Source organism: Cupriavidus ulmosensis, assembly GCF_977008105.1.
In genome coordinates this window covers 1,773,638-1,789,314 of the sequence record NZ_CDRMWP010000001.1, presented here as the reverse complement: position 1 = coordinate 1,789,314, position 15,677 = coordinate 1,773,638, and the positions used below count along the sequence as shown (strand labels likewise).

The window sequence follows — 15,677 nt, the reverse complement described above, 5'->3', positions numbered from 1 at the left end:
GGCCGGCATCGCCAGTTGCGGGCGGACCGATGCCGCCCGCGCCCGCTCACACCATGCCGTCGTCGGCGGTGATCACCGCGCCGTTGATGAACTGCGACTGGTCGGACGCCAGCAGCAGCAGCAGGCCGTCGAGATCCTCGGGCTTGCCCACGCGCTTGCGCGGCAGCATCTGGATCAGCTTCTGGCCGGCATCGGTGTCCCAGTGATGGTGGTTGATGTCGGTGTCGATGTAGCCCGGGCAGATCGCGTTGACGTTGATGCCGTGGCGCGCCCATTCGAGCGCCATCGCCTTGGTCATGTGCACCACCGCGGCCTTGCTCATGCAGTACACGCCGATCTGCGACAGCACCTTGAGCCCCGCCACCGAGGCGATGTTGACGATGCGCGACTGCGGCAGCGGATTGCCGTTCTTCTCCGAGCCCTTGGCGCGCGCGATCATGCGCTTGGCCACTTCCTGCGCCACGAAAAACGCGCCGCGCGTGTTGGTGTCGAAGACGAAATCGAAATCCTCGGGCGCCACCTCGGTCAGCTTCTGCGTGGTGGACACGCCCGAGTTGTTGACCAGGATATCGATCGCGCCGGCCTCGGTCTCGGCATGCGCCACCGCGGCGCGGATGCTGGCGGGGTCGGTCACGTCGAGCCGCACCACGTGGGCGCTGCCGCCGTCGGCCTCGATCGCGGCGCGCAGCTCCTTGAGCCGCTCGGTGCGCCGCGACGCCAGTATCACCTTGGCGCCAGCGGCCGCCAGGACGTGGGCAAAGCGCGTGCCCAGGCCGCTCGACGCGCCCGTCACCAGCGCGACCTTGCCTTCCAGATTGATCGACAAACCCATAATGCCCTCTGTATTCGGAGCCCCGTCCGCCGTCTGCCATGGTCCGCGCCGGCGGGCGCTCCTAGCGAAAACTGCCCGGCCAAAACGGAAGGCAGCATATCAAAAAAAAGAACGGTCGTTCCAAAAAATGTCTTGCCTGACCATGGCGAGTCCCGGACAATGCCGGAGATTCTAAGAACTCGGGCCACAAAGGGAAAGAGGAAAAACACGCAGGCCGCCGCCATCTCGTGCGCGCGCCGCCGCGTCCGTCCGCTTTCCCTGTCGCCTTCCTGCCGCTTTGCCGCCGCTTCGTGCGCGGCTTGCCCGGCCCGACCCGAGGCATTCCCCGAATCACAGAACCACGCATTTCCCACAATTGCGCGCAAGTTGCCAAGAATAGAGGGTTAGAGACAATGAATCAGCAGCAGCTCCTGGAGCAGTTCGGTCCCCGCGAGGCCATGGAATACGACGTTGTCATCGTCGGCGGCGGCCCCGCCGGCCTGGCAACCGCCATCCGCCTGAAGCAGCTCGCCCAGGAGAAAGGCAACGACGTCAACGTCTGCGTGCTGGAAAAGGGCTCCGAGCCCGGCGCGCACATCCTGTCCGGCGCCATCATGGACCCGCGCGCGCTCGACGAACTGTTCCCCGACTGGAAAGCGCTGGGCGCGCCGCTGAACCAGCCCGTGACCGAGGACAAGTTCCTGTTCCTCGACGAAACCGGCGCCAAGGGTGCCCCGCTGCTGCCCGACTGCTTCCAGAACCACGGCAACTACATCGTCAGCCTGTCGAACTTCGTGCGCTGGCTCGGCCAGCAGGCCGAGGCGCTCGGCGTCGAGATCTTCCCCGGCTTCCCGGCCGCCGAGGTGCTCTACAACGAGGACGGCTCGGTCAAGGGCGTGGCCACCGGCAACATGGGCATCGACAAGGAAGGCGAGCCCACCGACAACTTCCAGCTCGGCATGGAGCTGCACGCCAAGTACACCATCTTCGCCGAAGGCGCGCGCGGCCACCTCGGCAAGCAGCTCATCGCGAAGTACAAGCTCGACGACGGCAAGGACCCGCAAAGCTACGGCATCGGCCTGAAGGAACTGTGGGAGATCGACCCCGCCAAGCACCAGCCCGGCCTCGTGGTGCACACCGCCGGCTGGCCGCTGGACCCGGCCACCTACGGCGGCTCCTTCCTCTACCACATGGAAGACAACAAGGTGGCGGTCGGCTTCGTGGTCGGCCTGGACTACACCAATCCGTGGCTGTCGCCGTTCGAGGAATTCCAGCGCTTCAAGACGCATCCGGAGATCCGCAAGTATTTCGAAGGCGGCAAGCGCATCGGCTACGGCGCGCGCGCGATCACCGCCGGCGGCCTGCTGTCGCTGCCCAAGACCGTGTTCCCGGGCGGCGCGCTGGTCGGCTGCGACGCCGGCTACCTGAACGCCTCGCGCATCAAGGGCAGCCACGCCGCCATCAAGACCGGCATGATGGCCGCCGAGGCCGCCTACGACGCGCTGCAGGCCGGCCGCCAGCACGACGAACTGACGGCCTACCCGGCCGCGTTCGAGAACAGCTGGCTGCACAAGGAACTGCTGCAATCGAAGAACTTCAAGCAGTGGTTCAAGAAAGGCCGCACCACCGCCACGCTGATGACCGGCATCGAGCAATGGCTGCTGCCCAAGCTCGGCATCCGCAACCCGCCGTGGACCATCCACCGCACCAAGCCGGACCACGTCTACCTCAAGCCGGCCGCCGAGTGCCAGCAGATCGCCTATCCCAAGCCGGACGGCAAGCTGACCTTCGACCGTCTGTCCTCGGTGTTCATCAGCAACACCAACCACGAGGAAAACCAGCCGGCCCACCTGACGCTCAAGGACGCCAGCGTGCCGGTCAGCGTCAACTGGGACAAGTACGCCGGCCCCGAAAGCCGCTACTGCCCGGCCGGCGTGTACGAGTTCGTCAAGAACGACGACGGCAAGGAACGCCTGCAGATCAACGCGCAGAACTGCGTGCACTGCAAGACCTGCGACATCAAGGACCCCACGCAGAACATCGTGTGGGTGACGCCGGAAGGCGGCGGCGGCCCCAACTACGTGGGCATGTAAGCGTCCGGCGCGATGCGCGCAGCGGGCATCCGGGTCGCTCCCGGATGCCCGCTTTGTTTTTGCGCTACTCGATCTTCGCGCCCGACGCCTTCACCACGCCCTGCCAGCGCGCGTACTCGGAGCGGATGAACGCGCCATAGGCTTGCGCCGTGCCGCCGAGCACGTCGACGCCCTGCTCCGCCAGCACCTTGCGCACCGGCGCGCTGGCCAGCACCGCGTTGATCGCCTGGTTGAGCCTGGCGATCACCGGCGCGGGCGTCCCGGCCGGGGCGACGATGCCCTGCCACGCGGTCGAGGAAAAATCGGTGGACAGCGCCTCGGCCACCGTGGGCACGTCCGGCAGCGTGGCCGCGCGGGCGCGCGAAGTCACCGCCAGCGCCTTGAGCCGGCCGTCGCGGATGTAGGGCAAGGCGGTGTTCAGCGTGGTCGTCATGAACTGCGTCTGCCCCGCGAGCAGGTCGACCAGCGCCGGCGCCGTGCCCTTGTAGGGCACGTGGATGGCCTTCAGCTGCCACATCGACGTGAGCTGCGCCGACGACAGGTGCTCGATGGCGCCCGTGCCCGACGAGCCGTAGTTGAAATGGTCCGGCTGGCTCTTGATCAGCTGCATCAGCTCCTTGAGCGAATTCACCCGCACCTTGGGATTCACCATCAGCACCAGCGGCATCTCGGCGGTCAGCGCCACCGGCGCGAGGTCGCGCACCGGGTCGTACCCCACGCGCGCGTAGACCCACGGCGCGATGGTGATCGACGAGGTGTTGTAGAGCACCGTGTAGCCGTCCGGCACGGCCTTGGCGACCGTTTCGGCGGCGATGTTGGCGCCGGCGCCGGGCCGGTTCTCCACCACGATCGCCTGGCCGAGCTTGTCGCCGAGCGCCTGCCCGATGACGCGCGCGACGATGTCGGTCGGGCCGCCGGGCGCGAAGCCCACGATCATGCGGATCGGCTTGTTGGGATAGTCGCCCGGCTGGGCGCCCGCGAGGCCGGGCCATAGCGCCGCCGCCGCGCAGGCGAGCGCCGCCAGCCCCGCGCGCAAGGCTTGCTGGTTCATTGTTGTCTCCGTCGTTGTTATGGGAATGCGTGTCTGCGGGATGCGCGGGATGCGCGCCGCGCTACACGGTCGCCACCGGCGTCACCGGCGAGCCCACCGCGCCCGGCAGGTACAGCGGCGGCGCGGTCAGCAGGAACGCCGAGCGCCCGCGCGCCTGCAGCCAGTCCGCCAGATCGGCCAGCCACCACAGCTCGGCCAGCGGCACGCCCAGCTTGAACAGGCAATGCTGGTGCAGCGGCAGCGCGGGCCGCTGCCCGAGCGTGCTCTCCTGCGCGGGCAGCCCCTCCACCGCGTAGTTGTCCGCGCAGATCGCGGCCACGCCGCTGTCCGTGATCCATTGCAGCAGCGCGTCGTCGCGCCCGTCGAGCACGCTCGCGGTGCGGTCGAGCACCTCGATGTCCGGCTCGCGGTTCATGCCGACCAGCACCTCGGTGAAGCCGGTGCGCAGCACCAGCATGTCGCCGGGCGTGACCGTGATGCGGTCGGCGTCCAGCACGCGCATCAGGTCCTGGTAGCCCACGTAGCGGCGCTCCAGGCCGAAGTGCTTCTTGAGATCGACCAGCACCGCCCTGCCCTGGATCGCCTTGCGCGCCATGTTGGCCACGCCGAGCGCGTGCGCGCCGTACGGGCCGTCGACGTCCACGTCGCCGTCGGGACGGTAGTCGCGCGGGCCCACCACGTGCTCGTTGGCGCGATAGCCGTTGTAGTAGACCTTCTCCTTCACGCCGTTGCCCATCGCGTCGAAGAACGCGCCGACGTGGGCGAACGAGTCCCACTGCGTGGAGTACTGCAGCGCGAGCGTGACCTGGTCGTCGCTGAGCACGTCGGTGTTGCGACCGTCGAGGCGCGCCAGCGGAAAGTTCAGGCACGGGCAGCCGTCCTGCAGCGTCGGCGACAGCCGCGGCGGATGGCGGCGCGGGTTCAGCACCGCGCCGCCGGGAAAATCGAGCGGCAGGCTCAGGCAGAACGACAGCCCCTCCGTGACCTCGCCGATGCCGGCCTTGAGCTTTGCCGGCGTCAGCAGGTTCAGCCGCCCCAGCTGGTCGTCCTCGCCGAAATCCCCCCATGTCGAGCCCTCGGGCCGACGTTTCCATCGCGTTGCCATTCCACTGTCCCCTATGTCGTTTTCGTGTGGCCGGCGTGCGGGCGGCGACATGCCGCCCGTGCCAAAACCGCTTCCGAATTCTAATCCCACACCTTACAATGTCAACCTGCTGATTAATTATTCAACCTGTTGAATTTATAAAGACCTGGAGACGAATGTGATTTCACGCCTGATGCGCCTCGCCGACGAGCGGCCCGACACCCCGTTCCTGCTGTTCGAAGACCAGCAGTGGAGCTTTGGCGCCGTGGCCGGCGTCGCGCGGCGCGGCGCCACCTGGCTCGACCAGCTCGGCGTGCAGCCGGGCGACCGCGTGGTGCTGGCGATCGGCAACCGGCCGCTGTTCCTGTTCGCGTGGTTCGCGCTGCTCGCGCGCGGCGCCGTGGCGGTGCCGGTCAGCCACGACATGTTCGGCGAGCCGCTGCGCTACGTGGTGCGGCAGAGCGAATCCCGCTTCCTGCTGTGCGAGGCCGGCGAGCGCGCGCGCTTCGAGGAAGACACCCGCGACTGCGCCGTCGGCGTGCTCGCCTTCGCCGACGAGGCCGCGTTCCTCGCCGCCACCGATGCCTGCGCGCCGGCGCCCGTCGCCGGCATGGCGGCCGCCGCGCCCGCCGCCATCCTCTACACCTCCGGCACCACCGGCCAGCCCAAGGGCGTGGTGATCCCGAACCGCTCGTACCTCGCCGCCGGCGAAAAGGTCACGCAGGCGATCGGCATCACGCAGGACGACCGCATCCTCACCTTCCTGCCGCTGCACCACGCCAACCCGCAGATGTACTCGGTCATGTCCGCGCTGACGGTGGGCTGCAGCATCGCCATCGTGGCGAAATTCTCGGCATCGCGGTTCCTGCAGCAGGCCGCGCAGTACCAGGCCACCGGCTTCACCTACGTCGGCACCGTGCTCAGCATCCTGGCCAAGGAATGGAGCGAGCCGGTGCGCAGCAGCCTGCGCTGGTGCGTGGGCGGCGGCGCGCCGCGCGCGGTGTGGGAACGCCTCGACGGCCTGCTGCCGGTGACGGTGCACGAGCTGTACGGCATGACCGAGACCGGCGGGCTCGTCACCATCAACGCGGGCGGGCGCTATCGCTTCGGCTCCGTGGGCGCCGCCCGCGACGACTTCGACGTGGCGGTGCTCGGCGACGACGACCGCGTGCTGCCGCCGGGGCGCACCGGCGAGATCGCGGTGCGCCCGCGCGAGCCGTTCGTGATGACCACCGGCTATTTCCGCAAGCCCGAGGAAACGCTCGCCGCGCTCGGCAACCTGTGGTTCCACACCGGCGACCTCGGCCGCTTCGACGACGACGGCTTCCTCTATTTCGAAGGCCGCAAGAAGGAGCTGATCCGCCGCGGCGGCGAGATGATCTCGCCGGTGGAGATCGAGCTCGCCGCGCTCAGGTTCGCCCACGTCGCCGACTGCGCGGCGGTGGGCGTGGCCGACGAGATCCTCGAGGAAGAGGTCAAGCTCGTGGTGGTGCGCCGCGACGGCTTCGATGCCGCCGAGCTGCTGTCGCACCTGCGCGGCGCGCTGCCGCGCCACATGGTGCCGCGCTATCTCGACTTCGTCGCCGAGATCCCCAAGACGCCGACGCAGAAGGTGCAGCGCTTCCGCCTGCCGAAGAACTCCGCGGCGACCATCGACCTCAAGGCCGCGGGTTGAGGTCAAGGCAGCGGGCTAACAAGCGCTATCATTCCGCCATCCCATTTCCGCCATATACGCCCATGACCGTACCCGCAGCCGGCCGCACCCTCGACATCATCGAAATCTTCGCGCGCGAGCGCCGCCCGATGTCGGTGTCGACGATCGCCAAGGCTACCGACATGCCGCTTTCGAGCTGCCACGGCCTGGTCAAGACGCTCGAGTCGCGCGGCTACCTGATGGAGAGCAAGACCCAGGGCGGGTACTACATGACCCGCCTGCTCGGCCACCTGGTGCGCGCGATCGAGGAATTCGACCCACTGCCGGGCTGGATCGTGCCGGGCCTGGCGGAGATGCGCGACCAGTGCCTGGAGACGGTGGTGCTGGCCAAGCTGACCGGCGACAACGCCTCCTACGTCGAAGTGCTGGAGAGCGAGCAGAGCATCCGCTTCATCGTGCGCGTGGGCGACACGCGCCCGCTCTATGCCAGCGCGGTCGGCAAGGCGCTGCTCGGCGCCATGCCCGACGACGAGCGCGACGCGATGATCGACGGCATCGCCTTCACCCGGCGCGGCAAGAAATCGATCACCTCGCGCGCGGCGCTGCTCAAGGATCTCGAAGCCAGCCGCGCGCGCGGCTGGTACATGACCGCCGGCGAATACTTCGACGACGTGAGCGCCGTCGCCGACGCCATGCGCATCGGCAAGGAATACTACGCGGTGGCCATCGCCGGCCCGTCGGCGCGCATCGAGGCGGCGCTGGACAAGCACGTCAAGCTGATCACGGCATTCACCCGGAACTGGCGCGCGTCGTTCGATACCCGGGGCGGCTGAGGCGCCCCCGCGCCTGCCTCCGAGGGAGAAGCAGGCTGGCGGCATCGCGCCGCCATTGCCCGAACCTTATCTGATCATCACTCGGCGGACGCCGGCGCCGCCTCGCGGCTGCCGCCCAGATCCGTCCCCCGCGTCTCGGGCAGCAGCGTCGCCGCGATCAGCACCAGCACGTAGGCCCCGCCCGCGAACGCGCCGATCGCCGCCGCCAGGCCGATGCGCTCGCTCAGATGCCCCACCAGCGTCGGGAACAGCGCGCCCACGGCACGGCCGAAGCTGTAGGCGAAGCCCTGCCCGCTGGCCCGCACCGAAGCCGGGAACAGCTCGGTCAGGAACGAGCCGAGCCCGCTGTAGATGCCCGACGCGGCAAACCCCAGCGGAAAGCCCAGCACCAGCATCTGGCCGTTGGTGATGTCGTACTGGCTGTAGAACCAGATCGACAGCCCGGACAGCACCGTGAACACGTAGAGGTTGGCGCGCCGGCCCCACCAGTCGGTCAGGTAGGCGCCGACGATGTAGCCGGCGAACGAGCCCACGATCACCACCATCAGGTAGCCGCCCGTGTCGAGCACGGACAGGTGGTACTTGGTCCGCAGGAACGTCGGCAGCCAGATCGTGATCGCGTAGTAGCCGCCCTGCACGCCGGTGCACAGCAGCGAGGTCAGCAGCGTGGTGCGCAGCAGCGCCGGCGAGAAGATGCGGTGGAACGGCACCGACTCCCCGCGCGCCGCGGCCAGCGCGCGCGCGTTGGCCGACACGCGCGGCTCCGGCACGTGCTTGCGGATGTAGAACACCAGCAGCGCCGGCAGGATGCCGATCCAGAACAGGATGCGCCACGCCAGCGCCTCCGGCACCAGCGAGTAGACCACCGTATAGGCGATGGCCGAGATGCCCCAGCCCACCGCCCACGCGCTCTGCACCGTGCCCACCGCCTTGCCGCGGTGCTCGCCGCGCACGATCTCGCCCATCAGCACCGAGCCCACCGCCCACTCGCCGCCGAAGCCCAGGCCCTGCAGCGCGCGCAGCACGAACGCCTGCTCGAAGTTCTGCGCGAAGCCGAGCAGCAAGGTGCACACGGAAAACCACAGGATCGTCCACTGCATCACGCGCACGCGGCCGTAGCGGTCCGCCAGGATGCCGGCGACCCAGCCGCCCAGCGCCGACACCAGCAGCGTGACGGTGCCCAGCATGCCGGCCTGGGTGCGGTCGATGTGCCAGAGCGACATGAACGTGCCGAGCACGAACGTAAACATCATGAAATCCACGCCGTCCAGCGCCCATCCGCCGAACGCCGCCACAAAGGTGCGCCGTTCGTCCTTGCCGAGTTCTCGGTACCACTTCATCGTTGTCTCCGGTCTTTCTTGTGAATTCTTCTGTGTTCTGGATTGCGCGCGGTGCCACGCCGGGCGCTTGCGCCAATTCTACGACCGGCCTGTATAATGTCAACCAGACGAATATAGTTTCAATATACTGAATACACAGAGAACAAGTACAGGAGGCAACGATGCAGGAAAACCGCAACAAGCTGTGGCAGGACATGGTCGAGCCGGCCTTCGTCGACGCGCTGCGCGCGCTGGTCGCGGCGCATGTCGAACCGAATGCCGCCGCCATCGACGCGCAGGACGTCTACCCCGTGGCGGAGATCCGCGCGCTGGCGCGCGCGGGCTACAACAGCATCTGCCTGCCGGCCGAGTTCGGCGGGCGCGGCAGCTACCGGCACGCGCTGGCGGTGTTCGAGGAGGTGTCCTACGCCAGCGCGGCGGTCGGCATCAGCCTGATCACGATCCTGCAGGCGCAGACCATCCTGCACCTGTTCGGCAACGAAGCGCTCCGCCGGCGCTACCTGCCGCGCTTCGCCGAGGGGCTGATCTCGGCCTACGCGCTGACGGAGGCCAACCACGGCAGCGACATCCGCTCGCTCGACACCAAGGCGCGCCGCGTCGGCGACGAATGGCTGCTCACCGGCGAGAAATCGTTCATCACCTCGGGGTCCGCCGCCGAGTTCTTCATCATCCTGGCGCAGACCGAGACCGGCGTGTCGGCGTTCGCGCTGCCGGGCGACACCCGCGGGCTGTCCACCTACGTCGGCGCGAATTCGGCCACCTTCGGCCTGCGCAACGGCCCGCACGTCAACCTCGTGCTCGACGGCTGCCGCCTGCCGCTCGACCATCTCATCGGCACCGAAGGCAAGGGCGTGCGCGCGGCCGTGACCACGCTCAACTATTCGCGCACGATGGCCGCCGGCATCAGCCTCGGCATCGCCCGCGCCGCGTTCGACAAATCGCTCGCGCACGCGCGCCAGCGCAAGGTGTTCGACAGCACCGTGTTCGACAAGCAGGGCATCCAGTGGTATTTCGCCGACATGCTCACCCGCATCGACGCGGCGCGGCTGCTGACCTACCGCGCCGCGCAGGCGCTCGACACCGGCGCGGACGTGCCGCGCCTGTCGAGCGAGGCCAAGCTGATGGCCGCCGCGCTGGCCACCGAGGTGGCCGGCACCGCGATCCAGATCTGCGGCGCCTACGGCGTGATGGAAAACTCGCCCTACGGCCGCTACCTGCGCGACGCCAAGGCGTACGAGATCGCCGGCGGCGCGTCGGAGATCCTGCGCAACACGATCGGCAAGGCCCTGCTGGAATACTGACGCGGGACGGCGCGCGCATGCGCGGCGGCGCGTTGCCGCCGCCGCGTCACGGCGCGGCCGGCTGGTCCTGGCCCGCGCGGTCGTACACCTTGCCGGATACCGTGTCGTACACGTAGGCGCGCAGGGCCTCGCCGGGATCGGCGAACGACTGCGCCCGCAGCCGTTCCAGCTGCTGCTGCCGGTCGGCGTCCGCGAGGCCGGGGAACTGCTCGACCTGCGCGCGCTGGCGGGCATAGTCGCGGTAGCGGTCCTGCCACGACTGGTCGGCCTGCGCCTGCTGCTGGTAGCGCTGCGCGACCTCTGCGCCGTGGGACTGCGCCAGCGCCGCGGCGATGTCCTGCGCGCTGCGCCCCTCGGCCTGCAGCCTGCCGATGGTCTCGCCGATCTGCTGCGGGCGGGCGCTGTCGGCGCGCACCGCGCGGGCGTCGTCGGGCAGCCGGCTGTCGAGCGCGGCCAGCCGCTGCCGGCGCTGCGCCGTGTCGAGGCCGGGCTGCGCGGCCACCTCCAGCCGCTCGAGCATGGCCGCGTCGTAGGCCTCCTCCGCGTCGAACCAGATCGCCGCCACGTCGGGCAGATGACGCTGGCGCGCGGCGCGGCGCGCGTCCCACAGCCGGCGCAACCGGGCCACCTGGACCGCCGACAGCGCGTCGGCATCGTCGCCCGGCTGTCCCTGGCCCGCGTCCGCCGCGCCGGCATGGACCTCGGCGAGATAACCGCGATAGCGCTGCCACAGCTGCCATGCCTGCGTCGCGGCCGGCTCGGACACGCGCGCGCGGATGTCGGCGCGCACGAGCGCATCGAGCGCGCCGGCGTCGCCGGCATCGTGGGCGGCGGACAGGAAGTAGTCGAAATAGCCGCGCAGGGCGCGGCTTGCGTGCAGGTTGCCGCGCGCGTCCGCCGCCAGGCCCGCGGGCACGTCCACGCCAGCCAGCGACGGCAGCAGCGCCGGCACGCCGGACGCCGCGCCAGATGCGGACATGGCATCGGGCGGCCTGCCCGGCGCCACGCCGGCGGCCACTGGCGCGGCGGCCGGCACCTGTGCCGGCGGCATCGTCATCCAGTAGATGGCGCCGCCCAGCGCGCAGCCGGGCAGCGCCATCCACCACCAGTCCGGCCAGCGCCGCTCAAAGGCGCGCATTGCGCAGGCGGTTGGCGTGGTTGAGGATGACCACGCGCGGGTCGGCGTCCTGGTAGAGGCCGGCAAGCTGGTTCACCTCGTCCAGGTGATTCCAGTAGTAGCCGGTCGCCAGCACCTGGCCCCACTTGCTGCTGCAGACCGACACCATGCCGTCGTTGGGGCCGGCGCCCTTCAGACTCATCAGGCCGGCGGCGCCGGCCATCAGCGCCGTGGTGGGGTCGAGCAGGTTGGAGCGCAGCAGGCTGACCGGGCCGCCGCGCCTGGTCCACGAATACGCGGCCTGCGTGTGGCTGACAAGGTTGCCGGCGGCATCGCGCGCCTGGCGCATCTCGACCGGCGCGCCGGGCGTGGCGCAGTCCGGGCCCAGCGCCGAGGGCGTGCCCGGCTTGAGCGTGGCATTCAGGCGCGCGTTCTGCGCGGCCACCCCGGCGGTGGTCAGGTTCCTGAGCGCGGCCAGCGCGTTCTGGTCCAGCTTCACGCCATTGCTCACGCCCTGGAACCAGCCGATCGCGTCGGCCACGCCCTGGATCACGCCGACCAGCAGCGGGCCGGCCAGCGGGATGCGGTTGATGCCGTTGACGACGTCGAGCACCAGGTCCGCCAGCTCGCTGCCGCGGTGCGGGCTGCCGATGGTGGTCACCGAAGCCACGTCCTGCGGCGACATCGCGGCCAGCATGCGCGAGGTCGGCCCGCCCTGGCTGTGCCCGATCAGGTTGACCTTGTCCGCGCCGCTGTCGAGCTTGACGCCGCGCACGTAGGCCTGCAGCGCCAGCGCGCGCTCCTCGTCGCTGTTGAAGGCCGGCACGGTGGCCACGTACACCCGCGCGCCGTTGGCCCGCAGAAGCTGGGGAATGCCGTACCAGTAGTCCAGCACGCCGCCCATGCGGGCCGCGCCGGTCAGGCCGTGGACCAGCACGATGGGGTAGCGGGTCCGGGCGTAATTGGCGTTGGCGTCGGCCGCCGCCGTTCCGGGCCACGCCGCCGCCACGGCGGCCAGCAGCACGCCGGCCCTGCACGCGGCGCGCATCCTTGCCCGCGTCCACGCCGGCGCGGCCGGCATAGCAGTCTCTGTTGCGCCGCAGCGCTTGCCTTGATCCATCTTGTCTCCTCGACGACAGGGTTGTTCCCTTGTTTTTCCCTTCTTTGTTCTTGTCGGGTAGGAGAGTAAAGACGGCGGCCCGGCCCAGGCAAGCCGGCGCGCTAGCAGGATTCCTCCAAACGGGGTGGCGCGAGGCGCCGCGTCAGCCCGGCACCGGCATGCTGGCGCTGGTCAGCAACTGCTCGTAGATATAGCACTGCAACAGCGTCAGCTCGCGCTCGCCCAGCAGGTCGAACGCCACGCCGAACACCGGAAAGCCGGAGGCGGCGGAAATCGGCGTCGCGCTGCGCGCCACGCCGTCGACCATGATCTCGCTGTCCAGCGCCGCGGTGCGCAGGTGAAAGCACAGCCGCACCGGCGTGCCCGGCGCGGGCACCGCGTCCGCGGTCTCGATCTGCGCGCCGCCGGTGCTCAGGTCCGTCAGCATCACCAGGCGCGACGGCTGGCGCCCGCGCGGCGGCTGGGCGCCCTCGCCAGCCTCGCCGGCGGCGTGGGCGGCAGCCCCCTCGCCCGCGCCGGCCGGGTCCACCAGGTACGCGGCCAGCCGGGTCGGCACCCGGGTCGCCTTGCGCACCGGCAACTGCTGCATCTGCGCCGGCGCGGACAGCACCAGGTAGCGGAACGGGCTGCGGCACACCGCGGTCACGGTGCATTCGAAGCTGAGGATGGCGTGGCCGGAAAAGCCGCGCAGCAGCACGGTCTCGCCCGCCTGCAACTGGAGTTCCTTGCCGCCGAGCTGGGGCCAGGTCACGAACATGCCCTGGTCGACGAAGCCGATCAGCCGGCTGGCCGCCGCGCGCCCGACATGGCCCTGGTTCTTGATCTGCAGCAGCGTGCCGACCTGCAGGCCGAACGGCCCGGGACTGGCCTGGCGCTCGTTCTCGGCGGCGTCGCCCGGCTCGCTGTCGGGGCGGCACACGACGCCGTGGCGGAACACCAGCGCGACGTCGCGGTCCTCGGGGATCACGCTGCCGCTGCCGAGCACGAGGTTTCCGCTTTCGTCCAGCAAGGACCAGGGCAAGGGCTGGCCAACCGGGAGATCGTCAGGAGTAAGTGCAATCATGGGAAGCAGCGGTGGATGCCCGACGGCGGGCATGGTGGATCGAACGGCGGCCGGACCTGACGCAGGTCCGCGGGCCGCCACCTGGCGGGGCACCCGGCACGCAATGTTGCCGCCCGGGCCCGCCGGACGCGCCGGCCACGAGGTCCCGGGTGGATGGCGCGTCTCATCAGACTTGCTATCGGCCTCCCGCGAAAAACCTTGAGCGCCGCGTTGCGGGATGGCCATCGCGCGCCTTCCCATGCCTTGACGCCGCCCGCCTTTCCCCCGAAAATGCCGCAAAGCTGTCTGACAGCCTTACAGATCAAGATGACCATTCTCAGCCGCCCGGACTCGCTCGCCACCCGCATCGCCGACGCCCTGCGCGCCGACATCGCCGCCGGCCGCTTTGCCGCGGGCGCCCGCCTGCCGGCCGAAGCGGCGCTCGGCGAGACCTTCGGCGTGAGCCGGCCGATCGTGCGCGAGGCCATCGCGCAGCTCAAGGCGGACGGCGTGCTGGTGACGCGCAAGGGCTCCGGCGCCTATGTCTCGGAGACGCCGGGCGGCCAGGTATGGCGCATGCCGAGCGTGCCGCAGGGCGGGCCGACGCTGGCGCAACTGTTCGAGCTGCGCATGGTGGTGGAATGCGCCTGCGCCGAGATGGCCGCGCTGCGCCGCGGCGAGGACGACCTGCTGGCCATCCGCGCGGCGCTGGCCGCCATGCGCGAGCACGCGCAGGACTTTCCCGGCGCCGCCGCGGCCGACGTGGCCTTCCACCACGCCATCGCCCAGGCCGCGCACAACCCGTGCTTCACCGGCCTGACCGATTTCGTCGGCCAGCACCTGCTGGCGGCGCGGCAGACCGCGTGGGAAAACGCGGCGCGCTTTCGCGGCGGCTCGCGCGGCGCCGACGGCGAGCACGCGGCGCTGGTCGAGGCCATCGCCGCCGGCAATGCCGGCGCGGCGCGCCTTGCCGCGCGCCGCCACCTCGCGGCCGCGGCAAGGCGCATGGGGCTGGAACTGAAGCTGCCCTGAAGCGGCGCAGATGCCGCCGCCGCGCGGCACGAACCAACGAACGCACGTCACGGACGGACAAACGGACAAACGGAACGAGGAAGACGATGGAAAAAGTGGATTGCGTGGTGATCGGCGCCGGCGTGGTGGGCCTGGCGGTGGCGCGGGCGCTGGCCCTGCGGGGCCGCGAAGTGATCGTGCTGGAGGCCGAGAACGCCTTCGGCACCATCACCAGCGCGCGCAACAGCGAAGTCATCCACGCCGGCATCTACTACCCGGCCGGCTCGCTCAAGGCCGAGATGTGCGTGCGCGGCCGGGCCATGCTGTACGACTACTGCGCCAGCCATCACGTCAGCCACCAGCGCTGCGGCAAGCTGATCGTGGCCACCTCGCCGGCCCAGGTCGCCACGCTGGAAGGCATCCGCGCCAAGGCCGCCGCCAACGGCGTGCACGACCTGCGGCTGATCGGCCAGGCCGAGGCGCAGGCACTCGAACCCAACCTGCGGTGCCTCGCCGCCCTGCTCTCGCCATCCACCGGCATCGTCGACAGCCACGGCCTGATGCTGGCGCTGCTGGGCGACGCGGAAAACGCCGGCGCCATGCTGGCGGTGCAGTCGCCGGTGGCCGGTGGCGCGGTCACGCCGGACGGCATCCGCCTCGACGTCGGCGGCGCGGATGGCGGCGCGGATGGCACCACGCTGCTGGCACGCACCGTGGTTAACTCGGCCGGGCTCACCGCGCCGGCGCTGGCGCGCCGCATCGAGGGCGTGCCCGCCGCGCACGTTCCGCCGCAGTTCTACGCCAAGGGCTGCTATTTCACGCTGGCCGGGCGCGCGCCGTTCTCGCGGCTGATCTACCCGGTGCCCGAGGCCGCCGGCCTCGGCGTGCACCTGACCATCGACCTGGGCGGCCAGGCGCGCTTCGGCCCCAATGTGCGCTGGATCGACGAGATCGAGTACGGCGTCGACCCGTCCGACGCCGACAGCTTCTACGACGAGGTGCGCCGCTACTGGCCCGCGCTGGCCGACGGCGCGCTGCAGCCCGGCTACGCCGGCATCCGCCCCAAGATCAGCGGCCCGCGCGAGGCCGCCGCCGACTTCCGCATCGACGGCCCGGCCACCCACGGCGTGCCGGGGCTGGTCAACCTGTTCGGCATCGAGTCGCCGGGACTGACCTCCTCGCTGGCGCTGGCCGAGCGCGTGGCCAGCCTGGTGTGAGCG

The 15,677-nt window shown here is 70.2% G+C and carries 13 protein-coding genes; 6 read left to right on the top strand and 7 right to left on the bottom strand.

What is annotated here, in order from left to right; all coding sequences use genetic code 11:
• Positions 1-46: 46 nt before the first annotated feature.
• A complete protein-coding gene (locus tag ACWTPI_RS08065; protein ID WP_029043511.1) occupies positions 47-832 on the bottom strand; it encodes an SDR family oxidoreductase in 786 nt (261 codons plus the stop codon).
• Positions 833-1,224: 392 nt separating this feature from the next.
• On the opposite strand from ACWTPI_RS08065, the gene ACWTPI_RS08060 reads away from it, so the two are divergent.
• Positions 1,225-2,904: a 4Fe-4S dicluster domain-containing protein gene (locus ACWTPI_RS08060; RefSeq protein ID WP_454731384.1), complete on the top strand. Its 1,680-nt coding sequence runs from the start codon at positions 1,225-1,227 to the stop codon at positions 2,902-2,904.
• Between the two features lie 64 nt (positions 2,905-2,968).
• Here ACWTPI_RS08060 and ACWTPI_RS08055 read toward each other — a convergent pair whose 3' ends face one another.
• Both ACWTPI_RS08055 and ACWTPI_RS08050 read right to left on the bottom strand, forming a co-directional pair.
• Entirely contained in the window at positions 2,969-3,955 is a 987-nt protein-coding gene (locus tag ACWTPI_RS08055) for a Bug family tripartite tricarboxylate transporter substrate binding protein (protein ID WP_059413131.1), read from the bottom strand.
• A 61-nt stretch (positions 3,956-4,016) separates the two neighbouring features.
• The gene (locus ACWTPI_RS08050) at positions 4,017-5,060 is read right to left on the bottom strand and encodes a cyclase family protein (RefSeq protein WP_020202592.1); all 1,044 of its coding nucleotides are present in this window, start codon (positions 5,058-5,060) and stop codon (positions 4,017-4,019) included.
• A 157-nt stretch (positions 5,061-5,217) separates the two neighbouring features.
• On the opposite strand from ACWTPI_RS08050, the gene ACWTPI_RS08045 reads away from it, so the two are divergent.
• Complete coding sequence (locus ACWTPI_RS08045) at positions 5,218-6,714, top strand: class I adenylate-forming enzyme family protein (RefSeq protein WP_454731383.1); 1,497 nt, start codon at positions 5,218-5,220, stop codon at positions 6,712-6,714.
• 62 nt (positions 6,715-6,776) lie between these two features.
• Positions 6,777-7,526 (top strand): IclR family transcriptional regulator, encoded by a 750-nt coding sequence (locus ACWTPI_RS08040; RefSeq protein ID WP_454731382.1) that lies wholly within the window; start codon positions 6,777-6,779, stop codon positions 7,524-7,526.
• A gap of 77 nt (positions 7,527-7,603) precedes the next feature.
• Here ACWTPI_RS08040 and ACWTPI_RS08035 read toward each other — a convergent pair whose 3' ends face one another.
• Positions 7,604-8,866 (bottom strand): MFS transporter, encoded by a 1,263-nt coding sequence (locus ACWTPI_RS08035; RefSeq protein ID WP_020202589.1) that lies wholly within the window; start codon positions 8,864-8,866, stop codon positions 7,604-7,606.
• A gap of 161 nt (positions 8,867-9,027) precedes the next feature.
• On the opposite strand from ACWTPI_RS08035, the gene ACWTPI_RS08030 reads away from it, so the two are divergent.
• The gene (locus tag ACWTPI_RS08030) at positions 9,028-10,167 is read left to right on the top strand and encodes an acyl-CoA dehydrogenase family protein (RefSeq protein ID WP_020202588.1); all 1,140 of its coding nucleotides are present in this window, start codon (positions 9,028-9,030) and stop codon (positions 10,165-10,167) included.
• 46 nt (positions 10,168-10,213) lie between these two features.
• Here ACWTPI_RS08030 and ACWTPI_RS08025 read toward each other — a convergent pair whose 3' ends face one another.
• The 3 genes from ACWTPI_RS08025 to ACWTPI_RS08015 all read right to left on the bottom strand — a co-directional run bounded on the left by ACWTPI_RS08025 (position 10,214) and on the right by ACWTPI_RS08015 (position 13,467).
• Positions 10,214-11,305: a lipase secretion chaperone gene (locus ACWTPI_RS08025; RefSeq protein ID WP_454731381.1), complete on the bottom strand. Its 1,092-nt coding sequence runs from the start codon at positions 11,303-11,305 to the stop codon at positions 10,214-10,216.
• The gene (locus tag ACWTPI_RS08020) at positions 11,292-12,404 is read right to left on the bottom strand and encodes an esterase/lipase family protein (protein WP_454731380.1); all 1,113 of its coding nucleotides are present in this window, start codon (positions 12,402-12,404) and stop codon (positions 11,292-11,294) included. Before ACWTPI_RS08020 ends, ACWTPI_RS08025 begins: the two co-directional genes overlap by 14 nt.
• Positions 12,405-12,546: 142 nt before the next feature.
• Entirely contained in the window at positions 12,547-13,467 is a 921-nt protein-coding gene (locus tag ACWTPI_RS08015) for a flagellar brake protein (protein ID WP_454731379.1), read from the bottom strand.
• 306 nt (positions 13,468-13,773) lie between these two features.
• Here ACWTPI_RS08015 and ACWTPI_RS08010 point away from each other — a divergent pair, with 306 nt between their 5' ends.
• Positions 13,774-14,478, top strand: coding sequence for a FadR/GntR family transcriptional regulator (locus ACWTPI_RS08010; RefSeq protein WP_020202584.1), 705 nt, complete (start codon positions 13,774-13,776; stop codon positions 14,476-14,478).
• 86 nt (positions 14,479-14,564) lie between these two features.
• A complete protein-coding gene (locus ACWTPI_RS08005; RefSeq protein ID WP_454731378.1) occupies positions 14,565-15,674 on the top strand; it encodes an NAD(P)/FAD-dependent oxidoreductase in 1,110 nt (369 codons plus the stop codon).
• Positions 15,675-15,677 lie beyond the last annotated feature (3 nt).

Coding starts and splice junctions, on each gene's coding strand:
- ACWTPI_RS08010 (WP_020202584.1), top strand. CDS start 13,774: ATGACCATTCTCAGCCGCCCGGACTCGCTCGCCACCCGCATCGCCGAC.
- ACWTPI_RS08060 (WP_454731384.1), top strand. CDS start 1,225: ATGAATCAGCAGCAGCTCCTGGAGCAGTTCGGTCCCCGCGAGGCCATG.
- ACWTPI_RS08030 (WP_020202588.1), top strand. CDS start 9,028: ATGCAGGAAAACCGCAACAAGCTGTGGCAGGACATGGTCGAGCCGGCC.
- ACWTPI_RS08035 (WP_020202589.1), bottom strand. CDS start 8,866: ATGAAGTGGTACCGAGAACTCGGCAAGGACGAACGGCGCACCTTTGTG.
- ACWTPI_RS08005 (WP_454731378.1), top strand. CDS start 14,565: ATGGAAAAAGTGGATTGCGTGGTGATCGGCGCCGGCGTGGTGGGCCTG.
- ACWTPI_RS08040 (WP_454731382.1), top strand. CDS start 6,777: ATGACCGTACCCGCAGCCGGCCGCACCCTCGACATCATCGAAATCTTC.
- ACWTPI_RS08015 (WP_454731379.1), bottom strand. CDS start 13,467: ATGATTGCACTTACTCCTGACGATCTCCCGGTTGGCCAGCCCTTGCCC.
- ACWTPI_RS08055 (WP_059413131.1), bottom strand. CDS start 3,955: ATGAACCAGCAAGCCTTGCGCGCGGGGCTGGCGGCGCTCGCCTGCGCG.
- ACWTPI_RS08020 (WP_454731380.1), bottom strand. CDS start 12,404: ATGGATCAAGGCAAGCGCTGCGGCGCAACAGAGACTGCTATGCCGGCC.
- ACWTPI_RS08065 (WP_029043511.1), bottom strand. CDS start 832: ATGGGTTTGTCGATCAATCTGGAAGGCAAGGTCGCGCTGGTGACGGGC.
- ACWTPI_RS08050 (WP_020202592.1), bottom strand. CDS start 5,060: ATGGCAACGCGATGGAAACGTCGGCCCGAGGGCTCGACATGGGGGGAT.
- ACWTPI_RS08025 (WP_454731381.1), bottom strand. CDS start 11,305: ATGCGCGCCTTTGAGCGGCGCTGGCCGGACTGGTGGTGGATGGCGCTG.